At 74.0% G+C, this 20,604-nt stretch carries 19 protein-coding genes; 9 read left to right on the top strand and 10 right to left on the bottom strand.

What is annotated here, in order from left to right:
- Positions 1-13 precede the first annotated feature (13 nt).
- On the bottom strand, positions 14-610 hold the full coding sequence (locus M446_RS23520; protein WP_012334606.1) for an ActR/PrrA/RegA family redox response regulator transcription factor: 597 nt from the start codon (positions 608-610) through the stop codon (positions 14-16).
- Positions 611-651: 41 nt separating this feature from the next.
- Entirely contained in the window at positions 652-2,037 is a 1,386-nt protein-coding gene (locus M446_RS23515) for an ActS/PrrB/RegB family redox-sensitive histidine kinase (protein WP_012334605.1), read from the bottom strand.
- 254 nt (positions 2,038-2,291) lie between these two features.
- On the opposite strand from M446_RS23515, the gene M446_RS23510 reads away from it, so the two are divergent.
- Together M446_RS23510 and M446_RS23505 are read left to right on the top strand one after the other, a co-directional pair.
- Entirely contained in the window at positions 2,292-3,566 is a 1,275-nt protein-coding gene (locus M446_RS23510) for a polyhydroxyalkanoate depolymerase (RefSeq protein WP_012334604.1), read from the top strand.
- Positions 3,567-3,629: 63 nt separating this feature from the next.
- Entirely contained in the window at positions 3,630-4,373 is a 744-nt protein-coding gene (locus M446_RS23505; RefSeq protein WP_026190433.1) for a M48 family metallopeptidase, read from the top strand.
- Between the two features lie 44 nt (positions 4,374-4,417).
- Here M446_RS23505 and M446_RS23500 read toward each other — a convergent pair whose 3' ends face one another.
- Positions 4,418-4,789 (bottom strand): hypothetical protein, encoded by a 372-nt coding sequence (locus M446_RS23500; protein WP_012334602.1) that lies wholly within the window; start codon positions 4,787-4,789, stop codon positions 4,418-4,420.
- A gap of 213 nt (positions 4,790-5,002) precedes the next feature.
- Here M446_RS23500 and M446_RS23495 point away from each other — a divergent pair, with 213 nt between their 5' ends.
- From M446_RS23495 to M446_RS23480, 4 genes are read left to right on the top strand one after another with little or no spacing between them, the layout of a single operon-like run.
- Positions 5,003-5,503, top strand: a complete 501-nt coding sequence (locus tag M446_RS23495) for an invasion associated locus B family protein (RefSeq protein ID WP_012334601.1) — start codon at positions 5,003-5,005, stop codon at positions 5,501-5,503.
- A gap of 15 nt (positions 5,504-5,518) precedes the next feature.
- Positions 5,519-6,112 (top strand): hypothetical protein, encoded by a 594-nt coding sequence (locus M446_RS23490; RefSeq protein WP_012334600.1) that lies wholly within the window; start codon positions 5,519-5,521, stop codon positions 6,110-6,112.
- A 12-nt stretch (positions 6,113-6,124) separates the two neighbouring features.
- Positions 6,125-8,086, top strand: a complete 1,962-nt coding sequence (locus tag M446_RS23485) for a glycosyltransferase family 2 protein (RefSeq protein WP_012334599.1) — start codon at positions 6,125-6,127, stop codon at positions 8,084-8,086.
- 43 nt (positions 8,087-8,129) lie between these two features.
- Positions 8,130-9,710 (top strand): glycosyltransferase family 2 protein, encoded by a 1,581-nt coding sequence (locus tag M446_RS23480; RefSeq protein ID WP_012334598.1) that lies wholly within the window; start codon positions 8,130-8,132, stop codon positions 9,708-9,710.
- A 60-nt stretch (positions 9,711-9,770) separates the two neighbouring features.
- On the opposite strand, the gene purC is transcribed toward M446_RS23480, so the two are convergent.
- Positions 9,771-10,565 (bottom strand): phosphoribosylaminoimidazolesuccinocarboxamide synthase, encoded by a 795-nt coding sequence (gene purC / locus M446_RS23475; RefSeq protein WP_026190434.1) that lies wholly within the window; start codon positions 10,563-10,565, stop codon positions 9,771-9,773.
- A 374-nt stretch (positions 10,566-10,939) separates the two neighbouring features.
- Between purC and M446_RS23470 the strand changes: the two genes are divergently transcribed.
- A complete protein-coding gene (locus tag M446_RS23470; protein ID WP_012334596.1) occupies positions 10,940-11,725 on the top strand; it encodes an HpcH/HpaI aldolase family protein in 786 nt (261 codons plus the stop codon).
- A gap of 33 nt (positions 11,726-11,758) precedes the next feature.
- Here M446_RS23470 and M446_RS23465 read toward each other — a convergent pair whose 3' ends face one another.
- Both M446_RS23465 and M446_RS23460 read right to left on the bottom strand, forming a co-directional pair.
- Positions 11,759-12,442, bottom strand: coding sequence for an alpha/beta hydrolase (locus M446_RS23465; protein WP_012334595.1), 684 nt, complete (start codon positions 12,440-12,442; stop codon positions 11,759-11,761).
- A gap of 94 nt (positions 12,443-12,536) precedes the next feature.
- On the bottom strand, positions 12,537-13,220 hold the full coding sequence (locus tag M446_RS23460; protein WP_012334594.1) for a DNA-3-methyladenine glycosylase family protein: 684 nt from the start codon (positions 13,218-13,220) through the stop codon (positions 12,537-12,539).
- A gap of 40 nt (positions 13,221-13,260) precedes the next feature.
- Here M446_RS23460 and gluQRS point away from each other — a divergent pair, with 40 nt between their 5' ends.
- The gene (gene gluQRS / locus M446_RS23455) at positions 13,261-14,100 is read left to right on the top strand and encodes a tRNA glutamyl-Q(34) synthetase GluQRS (protein WP_012334593.1); all 840 of its coding nucleotides are present in this window, start codon (positions 13,261-13,263) and stop codon (positions 14,098-14,100) included.
- 142 nt (positions 14,101-14,242) lie between these two features.
- On the opposite strand, the gene M446_RS23450 is transcribed toward gluQRS, so the two are convergent.
- Positions 14,243-15,208, bottom strand: a complete 966-nt coding sequence (locus tag M446_RS23450) for a GlxA family transcriptional regulator (protein ID WP_012334592.1) — start codon at positions 15,206-15,208, stop codon at positions 14,243-14,245.
- Between the two features lie 74 nt (positions 15,209-15,282).
- On the opposite strand from M446_RS23450, the gene M446_RS23445 reads away from it, so the two are divergent.
- Positions 15,283-15,960: a DJ-1/PfpI family protein gene (locus tag M446_RS23445; protein WP_012334591.1), complete on the top strand. Its 678-nt coding sequence runs from the start codon at positions 15,283-15,285 to the stop codon at positions 15,958-15,960.
- A gap of 150 nt (positions 15,961-16,110) precedes the next feature.
- On the opposite strand, the gene M446_RS23440 is transcribed toward M446_RS23445, so the two are convergent.
- The 3 genes from M446_RS23440 to M446_RS23430 form a co-directional block, all read right to left on the bottom strand.
- The gene (locus M446_RS23440; protein WP_012334590.1) at positions 16,111-17,745 is read right to left on the bottom strand and encodes a hybrid sensor histidine kinase/response regulator; all 1,635 of its coding nucleotides are present in this window, start codon (positions 17,743-17,745) and stop codon (positions 16,111-16,113) included.
- A gap of 178 nt (positions 17,746-17,923) precedes the next feature.
- The gene (gene glgX / locus M446_RS23435) at positions 17,924-20,197 is read right to left on the bottom strand and encodes a glycogen debranching protein GlgX (protein ID WP_012334589.1); all 2,274 of its coding nucleotides are present in this window, start codon (positions 20,195-20,197) and stop codon (positions 17,924-17,926) included.
- A gap of 149 nt (positions 20,198-20,346) precedes the next feature.
- Positions 20,347-20,601: a hypothetical protein gene (locus M446_RS23430; protein ID WP_012334588.1), complete on the bottom strand. Its 255-nt coding sequence runs from the start codon at positions 20,599-20,601 to the stop codon at positions 20,347-20,349.
- Between the last annotated feature and the right edge of the window lie 3 nt (positions 20,602-20,604).

The following is a 20,604-nucleotide window of genomic DNA, read 5'->3' as shown; positions in this document are numbered from 1 at the left end:
GAGTCACGCGCGCCTACCGCGGCGCGCGCTTGGCGAGGATCCGCTGCAGGGTGCGGCGGTGCATGTTGAGGCGGCGGGCCGTCTCGGAGACGTTGCGGTTGCACAGCTCGTAGACGCGCTGGATGTGTTCCCAGCGCACCCGGTCGGCGGACATCGGGTTCTCGGGCGGGTCCGCCCGCTCGCCCGGCTGGGCCATCAGCGTGCCGTGGATCTCGTCCGCGTCGGCGGGCTTGGCTAGGTAGTCGAAGGCGCCGAGCTTCACGGCCGTCACCGCCGTCGCGATGTTGCCGTAGCCCGTCAGGATCACGCCCCGCGCCTCCGGGCGGCGCTCCTTGAGCCGGGCGATCACGTCGAGGCCGTTGCCGTCGGCGAGCCGCATGTCGATCACCGCGAAGGCCGGCGGATGCGCGTCCACGAGCGAGACGCCCTCCGCCACGCTCTCGGCCACCTGCACCTGGTAGCCGCGGGCCTCCATCGCGCGGGCGAGCCGCGTCGAGAACGGCTTGTCGTCGTCCACGATCAGCAGGCTGCGATCCGCGTGTGCCGCGAGCGGATCGCCTTCCGGTACGAGTCCGGAGCTCGGTGGAGTCTGGGTTCCGTACTGCGTCATCAAGAGACGCTCCTCACTATTCGTTCAGTCTCTTCAAAACGTTATATAGGAACGTCGCGGGCCGTCGTCAGGGGGAGAGCGCCGCTCGTTCCCCCGAATTTGCGCGCCGCCACGTCCCTCTCGAAAACGTGACGCGGCCAGGCGATGCGCACCACGGCGCCGGTCGAGGGATCGGCCGCGTTGGCGAGGGCGATCTGGGCGCCCGAGCGCTCGATCAGGGTCTTGGCGATGAACAGGCCGAGCCCGAGCCCCGATCCGCCCTCCTCGCCGCTGCCCGAGCGCCCGGCGCCCCGCGTCGTGACGTAGGGCTCGCCGACCCGCAGCAGCACGTCGGGGGCGAAGCCCGGGCCGTCGTCGCGGATCTCCAGCCAGACCCGGTCCGCGCTCCAGCGCGCCTCGATGACGACGCGGCTCTCGGCGAAGTCCACCGCGTTGTCGACGATGTTCGAGAGCCCGTAGAGCACGCCGGGATTGCGCCGGCAGCGGGGCTCCGTCCCCTCGCCGCGGGTCGAGACGTCGAGGATGATCCCGAGCGCCCGCTGGGGCGCCACCAGCTCCTCTACGAGGTGGCTGAGCGAGATCGTCTCCAGGAAGCTCGACTGGTCCTCGTCCAGGGAGGTGAGCTTCGACAGGATGCCCCGGCAGCGCTCGACCTGCTCGCGCAGGAGCTTCAGGTCCTCGGCGACCGCGGGCGTGGCGGCGGGGCCGAGCGCCCGGTCGAGTTCGCTGACCACCACCGTGATGGTGGCGAGCGGCGTGCCGAGTTCGTGCGCGGCCGCCGCCGCGAGCCCGTCGAGCTGCGACAGGTGCTGCTCGCGGGCGAGGACCAGCTCGGTCGCGGCGAGCGCCTGGGCGAGCTGGCGCGCCTCCTCGGCGACCCGCCACGCGTAGACGCCCGTGAAGGCGATGCCGAGCAGGATCGCGGTCCAGACCCCCGAGACGTAGAGGAAGGGGATCTCCATCCGCTCCGCCGAGAACCACGGCAGCGGCCGGTGGACGAGGGCGAGCAGCGTCGACAGGCCGACCGCGAACAGGCCGAGGGCCAGGGTGTGGGCCGGGGGCAGGGCCGTCGCGGAGATCAGGACCGGGGCGAGGAAGAGGAGCGAGAAGGGATTCTGCAGCCCGCCGGTGAGGAACAGGAGCGCGGCGAGCTGGACGATGTCGAAGGCGAGCAGCAGCGCCGCCGACGTGTCGCTCAGCCGGTAGCTCGCCGGGAAGCGCACCCGCAGGATGAGGTTCAGCCAGGAGGAGGCCGCGATGACGAGGAAGCACCAGCCGAAGGGCAGGGGCAGGCCGAGCCCGAGATGCGCGCCCGCCACCGCGGCGCTCTGGCCCGTGATGGCGAGCCAGCGCAGGCGCACGAGCGTGTCCAGGCGCAGGTGACGCGCGTCGTGCACGAGGTCGATCGGCGAAGCCTCATTCGTCATGCCACCACGATAGCGCGCGACGGGGCTCTGCCCAGGCCCCGGCCCCCCGCGCCCCCTGCAAGATAATGCCACTTTTCCGGGCAGCCCTGCGACCAAAATGGCACAGCCCGCTTTCTTTGGTATCATATTGCACTTTGGGTCAACGGGATGCCCTTGCGTGCGCCGACCGGAACCATAACCTCTGACAGTCGGTTGGATGCGGGCGTCTCCCGCGGCGCTGCGGCGCCGCCGGATCCGAGAACGGGCGGTGCGGCATGGATCTGTCTTATTTCTTGTACGAAGCGGCGCATTGGATGCTGACGCCGGCGCGGGTCGCGGCGGACGCGACGCAGCTCGTGTTCCAGAACCCGGTGAATCCGATCTCCTACACGCCCTACGGCCGCACGGTCTCGGCGGCCTGCGAGATGTTCGAGCGCACCACCCGGCGCTACGGGAAGCCCGCCTTCGGGCTCCCGACGACGGTGGTCGAGGGCATGACGGTCGCGGTGAGCGAGCGCGTGGTCTGGGAGAAGCCCTTCTGCCGGCTCGTCGCCTTCGAGCGGGCGCTGCGCCTCCCGCCCGCCCAGGCCCAGCCGAAGGTGCTGGTCGTCGCCCCGATGTCGGGCCACTACGCGACGCTGCTGCGCGGCACCGTCGAGGCGCTGCTGCCCGGCCACGAGGTCTTCATCACCGACTGGATCGACGCCCGCATGGTGCCGCTCGAGGTCGGGCGCTTCGACCTCGACAGCTACATCGACTACCTGATCGAGATCTTCCAGCATCTCGGTCCCGACCTGCACGTGATGGCGGTGTGCCAGCCCGCGGTCCCGGTCTTCGCGGCGGTGGCCCGGATGGAGGCGGAGGGCATGCCCGGCGTGCCGACCTCCATGACCCTGATGGGCGGCCCGATCGACACCCGCCGCTCGCCGACCGCGGTGAACTGCCTCGCGGCCGAGCGCGGCATCGAGTGGTTCAAGCGCAACTGCATCACGGTCGTGCCGCCGGGCTATCCCGGCACCTGGCGCCAGGTCTATCCCGGCTTCTTCCAGCTCTCGGGCTTCATGGGCATGAACCTCGACCGTCACCTGACGGCGCACTGGGACATGTTCAAGCACCTCGTGCGCAACGACGGCGACTCGGCCGAGAAGCACCGCGAATTCTACGACGAGTACCTGTCCGTGATGGATCTCACGGCGGATTTCTACCTGCAGACGGTCGAGACGGTGTTCGTCCAGCACGCCCTGCCGAAGGGCGAGATGCGCCATCACGGTGCGCCGGTCGACCCGACGGCGATCCGCCGCTGCGCCATCATGGCGGTCGAGGGCGAGAAGGACGACATTTCCGGCGTCGGCCAGACCAAGGCGGCCCTGGACCTCACCCCGAACCTGCCGGACCCGCGCAAGCTCTACCACCTGCAGCAGGGGGTGGGGCATTACGGGGTGTTCAACGGCTCGCGCTTCCGGGCGCAGATCCTGCCGCGGATCTCCGCCTTCATGCACGAGATGCAGGGCACCACGATGGCGCCGCCGCGGCTGCTTCAGGCGAGCTGAGGCGGCGAAGGGAGCGCGACCGGCACGCTGGCAGCAGGCCCGCCGACCGCCTAGAGTGGCGCCATGCGAGTCGCGTTGCTGCGCCGGTCGGCGCCCGATCCCACTCACCTGACGGTCGCGCACGACGGAACCACCTTCCGGGTGGCGATGCGGCGGCGCGCCAGCGCCCGGCGGATCACGCTCAGGGTGTCGAGCGCGACCGGGGAGGTCGTGCTGACGCTGCCCGAGCGCACGGCGGTGTCGGTGGCCCAGCGCTTCGCCGACGCGCACGCGGACTGGGTCGCGGCCCGCGTCGCCAGGGTGCCGGCCCGGGTCGCCCTGGAGCCGGGGGCCCTGGTTCCGCTGCGGGGCGTGCCGCACCGGATCCTGCACTGGTCGCTGGCCGGGGGCGCGACGGTCGCCACCCGGGACGCCGAGGAGGCGCCGGTGATCGCGGTGGCCTGCCAGGTGCCGCATGTGGGGCGCCGGGTGCGCGACTACCTGGAAGCCGAGGCGCGCGGCGACCTGCGCGAGGCCGTGGCCCGGCATGCCCGGGCCCTCGGCCGCGGCCCGAGGCGCCTCACCGTCCGCGACACGCGCAGCCGCTGGGGCTCCTGCTCGGCGAGCGGGCACCTCAACTTCTCCTGGCGGCTGATCCTGGCGCCGCCCTTCGTGCTCGACTACCTCGCCGCCCACGAGGTGGCCCATCTCGCGGAGATGAACCACTCGGACCGCTTCTGGTCCCTGCTCGACCGCCTCTACCCCCGCGTCGAGGAGGCCGAGCGCTGGCTCAAGCGGCACGGGACCGAGCTGCACCGCTACGGGTGAGGGGGAGGCGCCTCGGCGAAACCGCCCCCGGCGCCGCGCCGGGCTCAGCCCCTGCTGCGCACCACCACCCGCGTGACCGCCGGCCAGGTCGGGCGCGGATCGACCTGGCCCGGGGCGAGGGTGCGCGGCGCGATCGCGTCGCAGACCTCGCGCTGCCGGATGATCACCACGCCGGCCTCGTCGTGGCGGCGGATCACGCCGCCCTCGCGGCAGAAGCCGGCGATCGCGGCCGAGCGGGAGGCGCGCCGCCCGCGCGGGTTGCGCTGCACCGGCGGGTGCTCGATCGTCAGCGGGCCGTAGCGGTTGACCGAGCGCTCGACGTAGGTGGTCTCCTCCATCGGCAGGGGCTCGGCCCGCGCCGCGAGCGGGGCGAGGAGCAGCAGGGCGAGGGAGACGGCACTCAGGGGCGGGCGCATCGGCGGTCCTTCGGTCGGACGGATCCCGGCAAATCTAGGGCCGAGCCGGCCCGGGAGGAAGCCGTTCCGCGGCGACCGGGACGGGTCGCGGCCCGCCTGTGTCTTCGGGGCCGTGACGCGGCGTCGCTTGACAGCCACGACTCCCCGTGGTCGGAAGCCGCGGGTCGTGGCGCTCGACGGGGGCGCTGGAAGGAGCCGGCGAGGGTGCGAGACATGGTGCGACGGGCCGTACTCCTGGCGGCCCTCCTGCTCGCGGCGGGCCTCCCGGCCGGCCGGGCCGCCGCCCAGGGTGCGGTCAAGCAGACCTTCGAGGATTGGCAGCTGCGCTGCGAGACGCCCGCCGGCGCCAAGGCCGAGCAATGCGCCCTCGTCCAGTACGTCGCCGCCGAGGACCGGCCGAACCTCACCCTCGCGGTCATCGTGCTGAGGACGGCCGACAACCGCGGCACCCTGCTGCGCGTGGTGGCGCCCCTCGGCATCCTGCTTCCCTCCGGCCTCGGCCTGAAGATCGATCAGGCCGATATCGGCCGCACCCTGTTCGTGCGTTGCCTGACCACCGGCTGCGTCGCCGAGGTGGTGATGGACGAGAACCTGATCCGGCAGCTCAAGACCGGCCAGCAGGCCACCTTCATCGTCTTCCAGACGCCCGAGGAGGGCGTGGGCATCCCGCTCTCGCTCAAGGGCTTCGCGGCCGGGTTCGACAAGCTGCAATAGCCGGGAGCCGCCATCGTGACAGCAGGCACATCCCTGAGAGGCTGCGCGGTCCTGCTCTGCGCCGTCGCCCTGGCCGGGCCGGCCGCGGCCCAGGAGGATGACGGGAGCAACCCGCTCCTCAACATCTTCCGCTACGGCGGCACCACCAAGCCGCCCGAGGCGCCGGCGAACCCCGACGACGTCTATTGCCCGATCATCGACATCACCGAGGGCGGCTCCTCGATCCAGTCGGGCACGGGGACCGGCATCCGCCACCAGATCTCCCTGGCGCAGGTGAGCCGCGAATGCGGCCCCGGGCCGGGCGGCTCCGTCCTGGTCAAGGTCGGCGTCCAGGGACGGGTGCTCCTCGGCCCGGCCGGCGCGCCGGGGCGGTTCGAGGCGCCCGTGACCGTCACGGTCAAGCAGGGCGGCACCGTCTTCGCCCGCCGCACCCGGCGGGCGAGCGTGACGATCCCGGCAGGCGCCGCCAGCGCGAGCTTCGCCGTCGTGGAGGACGGCATCACGGTGCCGGCCCGCGCGGCGAACGAGTTCGAGATCGAGGTCGGGCTCGGCGGCGCGGGCAAGCCCGCCAAGCGCGGCCGCGGGGCCGGCTCCGCACCGGCGGGCTGAGCCGCCGGCCACGTGTCCCCGCCCCCTGTTCGCCTCGAACCCCACGACGACCCCGATTTCGCGCGCCGCCTGGTCCTGCCGGGCGCGCCCGGCGGGCGCTGGCTCTCGCTCACCTACGCGGCCGACCGCTTCGCCCCGGCGCCGCGGCCGATGCTGCGCTTCCTCGGCCCCGACCCGTCGGAGGCGCTGCTGCCCGGGCCGGTGCTCGGCCGCGCCGCGTGGCTCGGGCCGGTGCCGCCGGGCACGACGGCGATCCTGCTCGCCGCCCCGCCCGCGGGGTTCCGGGTCGAGGCGGCGCGGCTCCTCGGGCTCCCGGCCGTGCTCGCCCGCGCGGCGCGGCGGCGGCCCGCGACCCTCGCGGTCGCGCTGCTCCGCGCCGCCCAGCGCGACGGGCGGCGCTTCCGCAACACCCTGCGCATCGCCGCGGCGGTGACGCCGCTCTCCGCCTACCCGGCCTGGCGGGCCGAGCGCGCCCGGCCCTTCGAGCCCGCCCTCGACCGCCTCGTCCCGGTGCCGCGGCGGATCGGCCTCCTGCTCGCGGCCGCGCCCGGCGAGGAGGCCGCGCTGCGCGCGAGCCTGTCCTCGCTCCTCGCCCAGAGCCACCGCGACTGGCGCCTCGCCCTGTCCTGGCGCGGCGCGCCGCCGGCCGGGCTGCCGCGCGATCCCCGGATCGGCGAGGGCGCGGCCTTCCCGGAGGAGGTCGAGGCCGTGGGCCTCCTGCACCCGGGCGACGTGCTCGCCCCGGACGCCCTCGCCCAGCTCGCCCGCGCCCTCGACGGCGCCGACCTCGCCTACGCGGACGAGGAGGTCGAGACGCCCTCCGGCCTCGCGCCGCGCCTGAAGCCGGCCTGGAGCCCCGACCTCGCCCTCGCGACCGGCTATCCGGGCCGGCCGATGCTGCTCGCCCGCGACCTCCTCGCGCGCTGCGGCTGGGAGGAGGCGCAGGGGACGCGCGCGCTGGCCCCCGCCGCCTTCCTGGCCGTCGCGCCCGAGCGGGTGCGCCACGTCCCCCGCATCCTGTGCCGCCGGCCGGCCGGCCCCGAGGCGGCGGAGCCCGGATTGCTGCGCGAGGCGTTGCGGCGCGCCGGCTCCCCCGCCCGGGTGCGCGAGGAGGGCGGCGCCCCCGATCTGCTCTGGCCGCTCCCCGATCCGCCGCCCCTCGCCTCGGTGGTGATCCCGACCCGGGACCGGCCGGACCTGATCCGCACCGCCGTGCGCGGCGTGCTGGAGGAGACCGATTACCCGGCCCTCGACCTCGTCCTCGTCGATAACGGCTCGGTCGATCCCGCCGTCCACGCCTTCTACGCGGACCTGTCGGGCGATCCCCGGGTGCGCCGGATCGACCGGCCCGGCCCCTTCAACTTCTCCAGCCTGGTCAATGCCGGGGTGGCGGCCGCGCGCGGCAGCGTCGTGGTGCTCCTCAACAACGACGTGGCGGTGCGCGACCCGCGCTGGCTCGCCGAGATGGTCCGCCTCGCCGTGCGGCCCGGGATCGGCGCCGTCGGGGCCAAGCTCCTCTACGGCAACGGGCGCCTGCAGCATGCCGGCGTGGTCGTCGGCCTCGGCGGGCGGGCCGGCCACACGCTGCGCAACCGGCCCGCCGACACGCCCGGCCATCTCGGGCGGCTCCGCGTGACCCACGAGGTGGCGGGCGTCACCGCGGCCTGCCTCGCGGTGACGCGCGCCGGTTTCGAGCGGGTCGGCGGATTCGACGAGGCCGCCTTCGCGGTCGATTTCAACGACATCGACTTCTGCCTGCGCCTGCGGGAGGCGGGGTTGCGCAACCTCTGGTGCCCGCACGCGGTGCTCGACCACCACGAATCGGTGAGCCGCGGCCCCTCGGTCGGGCCGGCGCGGGCGCGGTTCGAGGCGGAGGCGGCCCGCTTCACGGCGCGCTGGCGGGCGGTCATCCGCGACGACCCGTACTATCATCCGGCCTTCTCGGTCACGACCTTCGGGGAGGATCTGGAGTGAGGAAGGCCCGCTCTCCCCGGACCGGGGCGCCGGGGCGGCCCGCGTGACGCGCGCGCGCCGCTTCCCCCCATCCCCGGCCCTCGACGCCCTGCGCTTCGCCGAGCCGCTGCGCGGCTCCGGGCGGGACGCCCTCGCGGCGCTGCCGGGGCTGCTGGCGCACCCGCGCGAGGCCCTCGCCATCGGCTGGGCGTGGCTCACGGGCAAGCGCGTGCGCGCCCGCAACCGCGCCGCCGCGCTCCTCGGGGCGCACCCGCGCCTGCGCCCGCGCCCCGTCGCGGGCGCGCCCGCCGCGCGGGCGGCCGCGCCCGCCGGGCACGGCCCGGTGATCCTGTGCCCGGAGGGGCATTGCCTCGCGGAGGGGGCCGCCGCCGCGGTCGCCGAGGCCTTCGCGAGCGATCCGGGCCTGAGGGCCCTCTACGGCGACGCGCTGGTGCTCGGCCCCGGGGACCGCCCGCTGCTGCCGCTGCTGCGGCCCGCCTTCGACCCCGACTTCCTGCTCGCGGTCGATTACGTCGGCCCGGTCGTCGCCCTGCGCGACGCGGTGCGGGGGGAGGCGGGCGACGACGTCCCGGCGCTCCTGCTGCGGCTGCACGATCGGCACGGCCCCGGCGCCGTCCGCCACCTGCCCCGCGTGCTCTCCCTGTGGCGGCCCTTCGCGGCCGCCTCCGGCGACGCCTCCCGCCAAGCCCGCCGGGCGCTCGCCCGCGCCCGCGCGCCGGAGGCGGGGATCGAGACCGGGCCGTGCGGCGTGCTGACCCTGCGCCGCCCGCTTCCCGAGCCGCCGCTCGTGAGCCTGATCGTGCCGACCCGCGACCGCCTCGACCTCCTGCGCACCTGCCTCGACAGCCTGCGCGCCCGCACGGACTGGCCGGCCCTCGACATCATCGTCTGCGACAACGACAGCCGCGAGCCCGAGACCCTCGCCTATCTGCGGGCGCTGGAGGAGGCGGGCGCGGCCCGGGTGCTGCCCTGCCCGGGGCCGTTCAACTTCGCGGCGATGAACAACCGGGCCGCCGGGATCGCCCGCGGGCGGCTCCTCGGCTTCGTCAACAACGACGTCGAGGCGTTCCGGCCGGACTGGCTGCGGCGGATGGCCGAGGAGGCGCTGCGGCCGGAGGTGGGCGCGGTCGGGGCGAAGCTCCTCGACGCGGCCGGCCGCGTCCAGCACGGCGGCATCGTGCTCGGCACGGGCGGGCTCGTCACCCACGCCCATCGCCACTTCCCCGGGGACGCGCCGGGCTACCTGCACCGCCTCGCCGCGACCCACCGGGTCGCCGCCGTGACGGCCGCCTGCCTCGTGGTCGAGGCGCGCAAATTCGCCGAGGTCGGCGGCTTCGACGAGGCAGCCTTCGCGGTCGATTTCAACGACGTCGACCTCTGCCTGCGCCTCGACCGGGCGGGCTACCGCACCCTGATCGTGCCCGGCGCGGTGCTGCACCACCGGGAGGCGGCGAGCCGGCGCTGGACGCCGGAGGCCGCGCGGCGCCACGCCGCCGAGGTCGCCTCCCTGCGGGCGCGCTGGGGGGCGGCGCTCGCCGCCGATCCCTGGTACCATCCGGCCTTCGACCCGCAGGCCCCGACCTACACGCGGCTGCGCCCCGCGCCCGGCGCCGGCCCCCGCTGAACGCGAAGCGGGGCCGCCCGAGGGGCGGCCCCGCTCCGGATCGCCGATGCTCGCCGTCGCCTACTGGACGAGGCGGGGACCGCCGCTCTGCACCTTCTCGTTCTCGCCCAGGATGCCGAGGCGGCGCGCCACCTCCGAATAGGCCTCGATCAGGCCGCCCAGATCCTTGCGGAAGCGGTCCTTGTCGAGCTTGTCCTGGCTCTTGATGTCCCAGAGGCGGCACGAATCGGGGGAGATCTCGTCGGCGACGACGATCCGCATCAGGTCGCCTTCCCAGAGCCGGCCCGTCTCCATCTTGAAGTCGACGAGGCGGATGCCGACGCCGAGGAACAGGCCGGACAGGAAGTCGTTGACCCGGATGGCCAGGGCCATGATGTCGTCGATCTCCTGAGGCGTCGCCCAGCCGAACGCCGTGATGTGCTCCTCCGACACCATCGGGTCGTTGAGCTGGTCGTTCTTGTAGTAGAACTCGATGATCGAGCGCGGGAGCTGCGTGCCTTCTTCCAGGCCGAGCCGCGTCGCCAGGGATCCGGCCGCGACGTTGCGCACCACGACTTCGAGCGGAATGATCTCGACTTCGCGGATCAGCTGCTCGCGCATATTCAGGCGGCGGATGAAATGAGTCGGCACGCCGATGTCGTTGAGATGCTGAAACACGAACTCGGAGATCCGGTTGTTCAGCACGCCCTTGCCATCGATCACCTCGTGCTTCTTAGCGTTGAAGGCGGTCGCATCATCCTTGAAGTGCTGGATGAGCGTGCCCGGCTCCGGTCCCTCGTAGAGGACCTTCGCCTTGCCCTCGTAGATGCGACGGCGGCGGTTCATAGGCGTGTACCGTGGTTTGAGGAAATCCATGGGGCCGTGGCTCCAAAAAACGTGTGAGGCCCGCGGCGCGGCGACCCGAAACCAGGTCGGGCCGGGGACGCATTGTCCCGGCAGCCGGTCGCAAAGTACCCGAAGCGGGAAGGCAGCACAACGCATCGACCGGGCCGCGACTCTGCGGCCGGTCTGCGGGTTCGCTGCCGGCGGAGAGGGGGCCGCCGTCCCTGGCGTGCGCTGCAATCTCCGGGATGTGGTCCCGGGCGCCGCGTCTGTCAAGAATCGCCGGATGTCGCGGCGGATCAAGCCGCGGCGCGGGCGGGCGCCCGGCCTCGACGGGGCGGGCGGGGCAATCGTAAGCTCGCCGCCGGACCGGCCCGGAGCGGCGGGCGGCGCAGGGGAGGAACGGCATGGCGGAACGGGGTGGGGCGGTGGCGGCGCTCGCGGCGCGGATGCGGGAGGGCACGCCCCTCGTCTCCGCCTGGTGCGGGATCCCCGAGCCGGCCGTGGCCGGGCTCCTCGCGGCGGAGCCCGGCTTCGACGCGATCACGCTCGACATGCAGCACGGCGGCTTCGACGAGGCGGCGGTCGCGCGCACGGTTCCGCTCGTGGCAGCCCGCGGCAAGCCGACCCTGGCGCGGGTGCCGGTGGCGGCCTTCAACACGGTGTCGCGGGTGCTCGACGCGGGCGTCTCGGCGGTGATCGCCCCGATGGTGAACAGCGCCGAGGAGGCGGCCATGCTCGCCACCTTCGCCAAGTACCCGCCGCTCGGCGCGCGCAGCTGGGGACCGCTGCCGGCCCTCGCCCTGTCGGGTCTCGGGGGCGATCACTACCTCAAGGAGGCGAACGGCTTCTGCCTGACGCTGGCGATGGTCGAGACCCGCGAGGCCCTGGACGCGGTGGACGCGATCCTGGCGGTCGAGGGCATCGACGGCATCTTCATCGGCCCCTCCGACCTCTCGATCGCGCTCTCGGGCGGCGCCGCCCTCGATCCGGGCGGCAGCGTGGTGCGCGCGGCCCTCGACCACGCCAAGGCGCGGGCGCGCGCGGCCGGCAAGCGGATCGGCGTCTACGCCCATTCGCCGGCCCGCGGGCGCGAGAACGTGCAGGAGGGCTTCGACCTCGTCGCGCTGATGGGCGACGGGGCGCTGCTGCGGCTCGGCGCCCAGGCGGCGCTCAAGGAGGTGCGGGGGTGAGACGGGCGGGGACCGGGACTTCCCGCGTCCTCCCTACCTTCCGGCGAAGCCGCTCGCGAGGAACAGCCCCGCATGCTGCAGGGCGCCCTCGTCGATGCCGTGCCCCGTGCCCGCCGAGAGGTGCCACTCCACCGGCACCTCCGCGGCCGCCAGGAGATCGGCCGAGAGGAAGAGCGCCTCGACGGGGATCACCTCGTCCTGGTCGCCGTGGACCAGCAGGATCGGCGGCACGGAGCGGATCGCGGGCTTGAGGCTCTCGGGACCCAGGCTCTCGCTACCCTTGCCCTCCTCGATCACCAGCATGCCCGACAGGCCGACCACGGCGGCGAGGCGGCGCGGCCGGCGCAGCCCCACATGCAGCGCCATCATGCAGCCCTGGCTGAATCCGACCAGGGCGAGGCGGCTCTCGTCGAGCCCGGCCCGCGCGAGTTCGGCGTCCAGGAAGGCGTCGAGGGTGGGCGCCGCCCGGTTCACCCCGCGCCAGCGCTCGTGCGGGTCCCGGAAGGTGAGGGAGAACCATTGCCGGCCGAAGCCCTGGATGCAGGGCTCGGGCGCGTGCGGCGACACGAAGGCGGCGTCCGGCAGCAGCGGCTGCCACGCGTGGGCGAGGTCGATCAGGTCGTTGCCGTCCGCGCCGAAGCCGTGCAGCAGGACCACGAGCTGGCGCGGCGCCCGGCCGGAGCGGGGAGGCAGGCGCGGGCCGGTGAGCGTCGTCATGGTGGCACCTCGGGAGCAGGAGCGCGCCGTCGCGCGTCAGGTGGTGACCGGCGCGCCGTCGCGCGTCGGGTGGTGACCGGCGCGCCGCGGCGCCTCAGGGAGCGAGGGGCGCGCCGTCGCGCGCCTTGGCCACGCGGTAATACGCCCAGAGCACCTTGGCGGCGACCCCGCGCCAGGGCCGCCACGCCTGCGCCCGCGCGGCGAGCGCCGCGGCACTCGGGCGCGCGTCGAGCCCCTCCGCCAGCCGCGCCGCCTCCTGGAGCGCGAGGTCGCCCGCCGGGAAGGCGTCCGGGTGGCCGAGGCAGAACAGCAGGTAGACGTCCGCGGTCCAGGGCCCGATGCCGCGCACCGCCACCATCCGGCGATGCGCCTCGTCGGCCGGCAGGGTGTGGAGCGCGGGGAGCGGCAGGTCGCCCGCCGCGACCGCCTCCGCCACCGCCCGCAGGGTGCGGATCTTCGGCCCGGACAGGCCGGCGGCCCTGAGGTCCGCCTCGGCCGCCGCCGCGACGGTCTCGGGGGTCACGTCCCGCAGCAGCGCCCTGAGCCGGCCCCAGATCGCGCCCGCGCTCGCCGTCGAGAGCTGCTGGGCCACGATGATGCCGGCGAGCCCCTCGTAGCCCGGCGGGCGCTTGCGCAGGGGCGGGGTCGCCCCCTCCGCCACGAGGCGCGCCATCAGCGGGTCGCACCGGGTCAGCGCCGCGACCCCCTCCCGCAGCACGGCCTCCGAGTCGAGGAGCCGCGTCGGCGGCCCGCCGGCATCGACGCGGGGGCCCGCCATCCCCATCTCAGGCTCACGCTCGACCCGCCCCATCGCGCCCGTGTCCCCTCCGGTCTTCCGCTTCGCCCCGAGCCCCAACGGCCGGCTGCATCTCGGTCACGCCTACTCGGCCCTGCTCAACGCCGCCCTCGCGGCGCGGATGCGCGGCCGCCTGATCCTGCGGATCGAGGACATCGATGTCACGCGCTGCCGGCCGGAGCTCGCGGCCGCGACGATCGAGGATCTGCGCTGGCTCGGCCTCCCCTTCGAGGAGCCGGTCCGGCGCCAATCGGCGCATTTCGCCGAGTACGCGGCCGCCCTCGCGCGCCTGCGCGCCCGCTCCCTGGTCTATCCCTGCTTCTGCACGCGCCGGGAGGTGGCGGGAACGAGCACGGGGCGCGATCCCGACGGCGCGCCGCTCTATCCGGGCACCTGCCGCGGGCGCCCGGACGCGGCGGCACGGATCGCCGCCGGCGAGCCCCATGCCTGGCGCCTCGACATGGCGCGCGCCCGCGCCGCCTGCCCGGAGCCGCTCCTCGTCGCGAGCTTCGACCCGGAGGGCGCGGTGACGCACCGCGAGGCGCGGCCGGAGCGCTGGGGCGACGCGGTCCTCGCCCGCAAGGACGTGCCGGCGAGCTACCACCTCGCGGTGGTCCACGACGACGCCCTCCAGGGCGTGACCCACGTGGTGCGGGGCGCCGATCTCGACGCGGCCACCGACCTGCACCGCCTGCTCCAGGCGCTGCTCGGCCTGCCGGCGCCCCTCTACCACCATCACGGGCTGATCCTCGATCCGGAGGGCGGCAAGCTCGCCAAGTCGCGCGGCTCCGAGCCGCTCGCGTCCCTGCGGGCGCGGGGCGCGACGCCGCAGGGCTTGCGCGCGCGGCTCGGCCTCGCCTGAGGCGGGCGCGTCGTACGACATCCGATCGGTTGCGTCGCCATCTCCCATTTCGGCCATCCGGATGTCGGCTTCGCTCAGGCGCCGCGCTCAGGCGCCGCGCAGGCGCGTGATCCGGGATCCGCTTGAGCAAGCGGATCCCGGATCAGGCGGACGGCCCGGCGAAGCGCTCCCGGTAGGTCCGGGGCGCGGTGCCGAGCACCCGCAGGAAGCCGCGCCGCATCGTCTCCTCGGAGCCGAAGCCGCAGCGCGCCGCCGCCCGGGCGACCGGCGCGCCCTGCTCCAGCAGGCGCCGGGCCGCCTCGACCCGGATCGCCTCGACGGCGCGGGCGGGGGTGCGGCCGGTCGCCTGCCGGTAGTGGCGCGAGAAGCTGCGGGCGCTCATCCCCGCCCGGGCGGCGAGGACCGGCAGGGAGAGGTCGCCGCGCAGGTGGCCGGCGATCCAGGCATGCAGCCCGTCGAAGCGGCCCGGCTCGGCCTGGAGGGCCAGCACGGTGCTGAACTGCGCCTGCCCGCCGGGGCGCTTGAGGAACACGACGAGGCGCCGGGCGACCGCGAGGGCCGCCGCCCGGCCGAGATCCTCCTCGACCATCGCGAGGGCGAGATCGATTCCCGCCGTGACGCCGGCCGAGGTCCAGACGGCGCCGTCCCGCACGAAGATCGGATCGGGATCGAGCCGCACCCGCGGGAAGCGCTCGGCGAAGAGGCCGCAATGGTCCCAATGCGTGACGGCCCGGCGCCCGTCGAGGAGCCCGGCCGCGGCGAGCACGAAGGCCCCGGTGCAGACCGAGGCGGTGCGGGCGGCCGCCGCGGCGCGCTGCCGGACGAAGGCGAGCATCGCCGGGTCGCGGCTCACGGCCTCGACCCCGCGGCCGCCGGCCACCACGAGCGTGTCGAGGGGGGCGTCGGCCCGGGGCAGCGGGGCCGCGACCAGGCCCAGGCCCGCCGAGGCCGTCACGCAGGGTTCGCGGGCGACCACGACGGGATCGTAGGGCCGGTCAGGCCCGGCCTCGTCGTTGGCGGAGGCGAAGACCTGGAGCGGCCCGGCGACGTCGAGGAGCTGGACGTCCGGGAAGGCCAGGATCTCGACGCGGCGTCGCGGGATTGGCATGATTGGAGGGATGAATGGCGCCTGCGCCAGATCCTGGCCCGGCAAGATCGCGAGCGTCAACCGGGAGCCCCGCCATGCCCCTGCGCTTCGGAATCCTCGCCTTCCCCGCCGTCCAGCAGCTCGACCTGACCGGTCCCTACGAGGTCTTCGCCTCGGCGGGCGACGCGGAGGTCCACCTGCTCTGGAAGGATCGCCGGCCCCTGACCTCCGCCACGGGCCTGATCCTCGCGCCGACGACGACCCTTGCGGAATGTCCGGCCCTCGACGTGCTCTGCGTGCCGGGCGGGGCGGGCGTGAACGCGCTCCTGGAGGATGCGGAGGTGATCGGCTTCCTGCGCGACCGGGCCGCGGGGGCGCGCTTCGTGACCTCCGTCTGCACCGGGGCGCTGGTCCTCGGCGCGGCCGGGCTCCTCGCCGGCAAGCGGGCCACCACGCACTGGAACGCCCTCGATCTCCTGGCGCATTTCGGCGCGACGCCGGTCGAGGCGCGGATCGTGCGGGACGGGTCCCTCATCACCGCGGGCGGCGTCACGGCGGGGATCGATTTCGGTCTCGCACTGGTGGCGGCCCTGCGCGGCCGGGACCAGGCGGAGGCGATCCAGCTCGCCCTCGAATACGCGCCGGCGCCGCCCTTCTCGGCCGGAACGCCGCGGGAGGCCCCGCCGGAGATCGTCGCCCTCGTCCGGGACAGGCTCTCCGGATCGCGGGCGGCCCGCGAGGCGATCCTGGCCCGACTGCCGCGGATCGGCTGATCCGCTGTCCGGACGATCACGTCCGGGACGCGCATGACGCGCCCGCGCGGCGCCTGAGCGAAGCCGAAATGCCAAGCCCGCGCGGTGCCTGAGCGAAGCCGACATCCGCATGGTGACGCGATCCGTCGGATGTCGGATGACCGGCCCGCGTCAGCTCACCCCGTTCGGGCCGTCCAGCACGGCCCGCACGCGGCGCACCAGGTCGAGGCGGCGATAGGGCTTGTTGATCACCTCGAACTCGCTGCCCCCGACATCGGTGCGCTCCAGGCTCGCCTCCGCGTAGCCGGTGGTGAGCAGCACCTTGAGCCGGGGCTGGCGGCGGCGGGCCTCCCGGGCCAGCACCACGCCGTTCATGCCCCCCGGCATGATCAGGTCGGAGAACAGCAGGTCGACCCGGCGGTGGCCGTCGAGCACGTCGAGGGCCTCGCGCCCGTTGGCGGCCGTCAGGACCGTGTAGCCGAAATCCTGCAGGATGGTGCGCGCGAGTTCGGCCACGTCCTGGCGGTCGTCGACGATCAGGATCGTCTCGGTGCCGGGGCGCTCGGTCCCCCGCAGGCGCACCGGCGCCGGGCGCTCGTCCTCGCCGGCGGCCGGGAACATCAGCCGCACCCGGGTGCCCTCGCCGACCCGCGACTCGATCTGGAGGGTGCCGCCCGACTGCTTGGCGAAGCCGTAGACCATCGACAGGCCGAGGCCGGTGCCGCGCCCCTCCTCCTTGGTGGTGAAGAACGGCTCCGTCACCCGGGCGAGCACCTCGGGCGGCATGCCGGTGCCGGTATCCGTGATGCTGATCGCGACGAAGCGGCCGGCCGGGGGCAGGCCGGGGCCGATCTCGTCGGGGCCGATCTCGCGGTTCTCCGTGCGGATCGTGACCGTGCCGCCGGACGGCATCGCGTCGCGGGCGTTGATCAGCACGTTGAGGAGCGCGACCTCGGTCTGGGTCGGGTCGAGCCGGGCGTTGCGCAGCTCGGGGGCCAGCTCGGTGACGACCGTGACCGCGTCGCCGAGGGTGCGGTTGGCGAGGTCGCGCATGCCCTCGACGAGGCCGTTGAGGTTGACGGTGCGCCCCTCCAGGCGCTGCTTGCGGGCGAAGGCGAGGAGCTGCTGGGTCAGCGTCGTCGCCCGGTCGGCGGCGCCGCGGATGTTCTCCGCCGCCCGCAGCAGCCGGCCGGGATCCGGCCGCGGATGGGCGAGCCCCGCCTGCATGATGTCGGCGTAGCCGACCACCACCTGCAGCAGGTTGTTGAAATCGTGCGCGATGCCCCCGGTCAGCTGGCCGAGCGCCTTCATCTTCTGCGCCTGCCGCAGGGCGTCCTCGGCGTCGCGGCGGCGCGAGACGTCGAGCTGCGAGCCGAAGAAGTACACGAGGTCGCCCGCGTCGTTGTAGACCGGCGAGACGAACAGCGCGTTCCAGAAGGAGGAGCCGTTCTTGCGGTAATTCAGGATCTCGGTCGAGATCTCGCGCCGCTCCTTGATGGCGCGCCGCACCTCCGCGATCGTCTGCGGGTCGGTCTCGGGACCCTGCAGGAAGCGGCAATTGCGGCCGATCAGTTCGGACGGGTCGTAGCCCGTCAGGGCCCGGAAGGCCTGGTTGGCGAAGATGATCGGGTTGTCGGGCTGGCGCGGGTCGGTGACGATCATCGGCATCCGGGTCGTCTCGACCGCGGCGAAGAAGATGTCGCTGCGGTGATCCGCGACCTCGCCGGACGCGCCGTCCTGGACGGTCGGGCCGTCCTTCACGGTCGGTGCGCGTCCGGGCGGCGGCAGCTCGGGCGTCGTCGTCATCGCGGTCTCGGTGGCTCCCGGTGCCGTGCGGTGCGTTCCCCAGAGGACGGAAGCGCGCCTGTCCGGGCTGCCGATCCGACTCGTTTCCCCGCCAAGTATATGCGCATCCACGCCGGTCGAGGGCCGGCGGGGCGCGCGCGACGGCGCGCCGCAACCCGGCCGGCGCGGGCCGGATGCCTCACCCGTCCTCGTCGGGCGGGAAGGCGACGGAATCCGAGGTCGCCCGCTCGAAGGCCTGGACCACGTGCTGGAAGGAGCGCCACGTCTCGCTGGCGTGGTCGGCCTCGTCGGGCCGGAGCACGAAGAGGAGCAGCGAGCGCCCGGTCACCTCGTAGGTCTCGCCGATCTCGAAGCGCTCGGCCTCCTCCGATTCCGGCAGGTTGGTGTCGATCAGGCGCAGCCAGGAATGGCCGCCCACCACCTCGGGCAGGGTGAAGGGCACGAGGTCGTGGTGGGCGTTGAGGAGGAGCAGCAGCGTCGCCTCCGAGCCGCGGCGGCGAAGGCCGCTCATCGGCGCACGGCCGTCGAGCAGCACCGCGAGCGCCCGCGCCTCGCCGTCGTTCCAGTTCTCCGGGGTCATCTCCTCCCCGGAGGGGGTGAGCCAGGTCACGTCCCTGACGCCGAGTTCCTCGTCGAAGGCGCCGGTGAGGAAGCGGCCGCGCCCGAGCATCGGCAGGGCCTTGCGCAGGGTGAGGAGGCGGCGCGCGAACTCGGCCTGCTGGCGCTCGTCCGGCCCGATCGCCCGCCAGTCGAGCCAGGAGATCTCGTTGTCCTGGCAATAGGCGTTGTTGTTGCCCTGCTGCGTGCGCGCGAACTCGTCCCCCGCCAGCAGCATCGGCGTGCCCCGCGCCAGGAACAACGTCGCCAGCATGTTGCGCATCTGCCGGAACCGCACCGCCCGGATCTCGGGATCCGCGGTCGGGCCCTCGACCCCGTAATTCGACGAGAGATTGTGCGAGTGACCGTCCCGGTTCTCCTCGCCGTTCGCCTCGTTGTGCTTCTCGGCGTACGAGACCGTGTCGGCCAGCGTGAACCCGTCATGTGCCGTCAGGAAGTTCACCGAGGCCCAGGGGCGCCGGCCGCGCTTGTCGAACTTGTCGGCCGAGGCGGTGAAGCGCGCCGCGAGGGCGGGCAGCAGGCCCTCGTCGCCGCGCCAATAGGCCCGCACGTCGTCCCGGAAGCGGTCGTTCCACTCCGCCCAGCCCGGCGGGAAGCCGCCCACCTGGTAGCCCCCCGGCCCGCAATCCCACGGCTCCGCGATCAGCTTCACGGAGTTCAGCACCGGGTCCTGGCGGCAGGAATCGAGGAAGCCGCCGCCCTCGTCGAAGCCGTAGGGTTCGCGGCCCAGGATGGTGGCGAGGTCGAAGCGGAAGCCGTCGACCCGCATCTCGGTGGCCCAGTAGCGCAGGGAATCGGTCACCATCTGCAGCACCCGCGGATGCGAGAGGTTGACGGTGTTCCCGGTGCCGGTGTCGTTGATGTAGTAGCGCCTCTGGTCCGGCAGCAGCCGGTAGTAGGAGGCGTTGTCGATGCCCTTGAAGGACAGGGTCGGCCCGCGCTCGTTGCCCTCGGCGGTGTGGTTGTAGACCACGTCGAGGATCACCTCGAGCCCGGCCCCGTGCAGGCGCGCGACCATCTCCTTGAACTCGGAGAAGGCGAAGTCCGGGACCGCGGCGTAGCGGCGGGCCGGGGCGAAGAACGAGATCGTGTTGTAGCCCCAGTAGTTCCAGAGGTCCTTCTGGCGCAGGTAGTCGTCCTGCACGAAGGAGTGCACGGGCAGGAGCTCGACCGCGGTGACGCCGAGGCTGCGGATGTAGTCGAGCACGGCGGGCTGGCCGAGGCCGGCGTAGGTGCCGCGCAGGCGCTCGGGCACGCCCGGATGCAGCTTGGTGAGGCCCTTCACGTGCGCCTCGTAGATGACCGTGCGGTCCCACGGCACGTCGGGCTTCTGGTCCCGGCCCCAGGTGAAGGCCGGGTCGATCACCCGGCCCTTGCGGGTGAAGGGGGCGCTGTCGCGGTCATCGAAGGTGAGGTCGTCGCCGCTCTCGAGCCGGTAGCCGAACAGGGCCGGGTCCCAGGTGATCGACCCGACCAGGGCCTTGGCGTAGGGGTCGAGGAGCAGCTTGTGGGGGTTGAAGCGGTGGCCCTCGTCGGGCTCGTAGGGGCCGTGGACGCGGTAGCCGTAGATCGTGCCCGGGCGCGCGTCGGGCAGGTAGCCGTGCCAGACCTCGTCGGTGTACTCGGGCAGGTCGACGCGCGCGATCTCGGTCTCGCCGGAATCGTCGAACAGGCAGAGTTCGACGCGGGTGGCGTGGGCGGAGAACAGCGCGAAGTTGACGCCGAGCCCGTCCCAGGTCGCCCCCAGCGGAAACGGCTGGCCCTCCCGGATCCGCGGGCGGCGCGCAACGGCGGGTTCCGGCAGGGAGGGCGTCGCGGGGCTGGTCTTGCTCATGGTGGGCGGGGATCCGTCGCGGGGGCAAAGCCTGACAGCACGCTGAACGCGCCGCCCGCCCCCCGGGTCCGCCAGGCCGGATTTTTTCCCCTGCGGCGCCTCCGGGCAGGCCGCCCCGCCGCAGGTGCTGCCTCAGGTCAGGTGCCGCCTCAGGTCCTGGCCGCGGCCGTGTCGATGGTGCGGCGGGCGATGAAGCGGGTGACCATCCCCTCCACCTCGCTGATCGTCTCCTCGATCAGGTGGAGCTGCAATTCGGTGCGCGGGTCGCCCCGGCAGAGCCCCTCGCGCGCCTGCAGCCGCTGCACCGCTTGGCGCACGACCTGGTAGACCGCCTCGCGCTCCTCGCGGCTCATCGTGGGCGAGATCGCCCGCGCGACGAGGTCGATGAAATCCGAGTCCGCCATCAC

The sequence above is a fragment of the Methylobacterium sp. 4-46 genome (genome assembly GCF_000019365.1).
In the GTDB taxonomy this organism is placed as follows: Bacteria; Pseudomonadota; Alphaproteobacteria; order Rhizobiales; family Beijerinckiaceae; genus Methylobacterium.
This window is presented reverse-complemented; position numbering and strand designations above follow the sequence as displayed.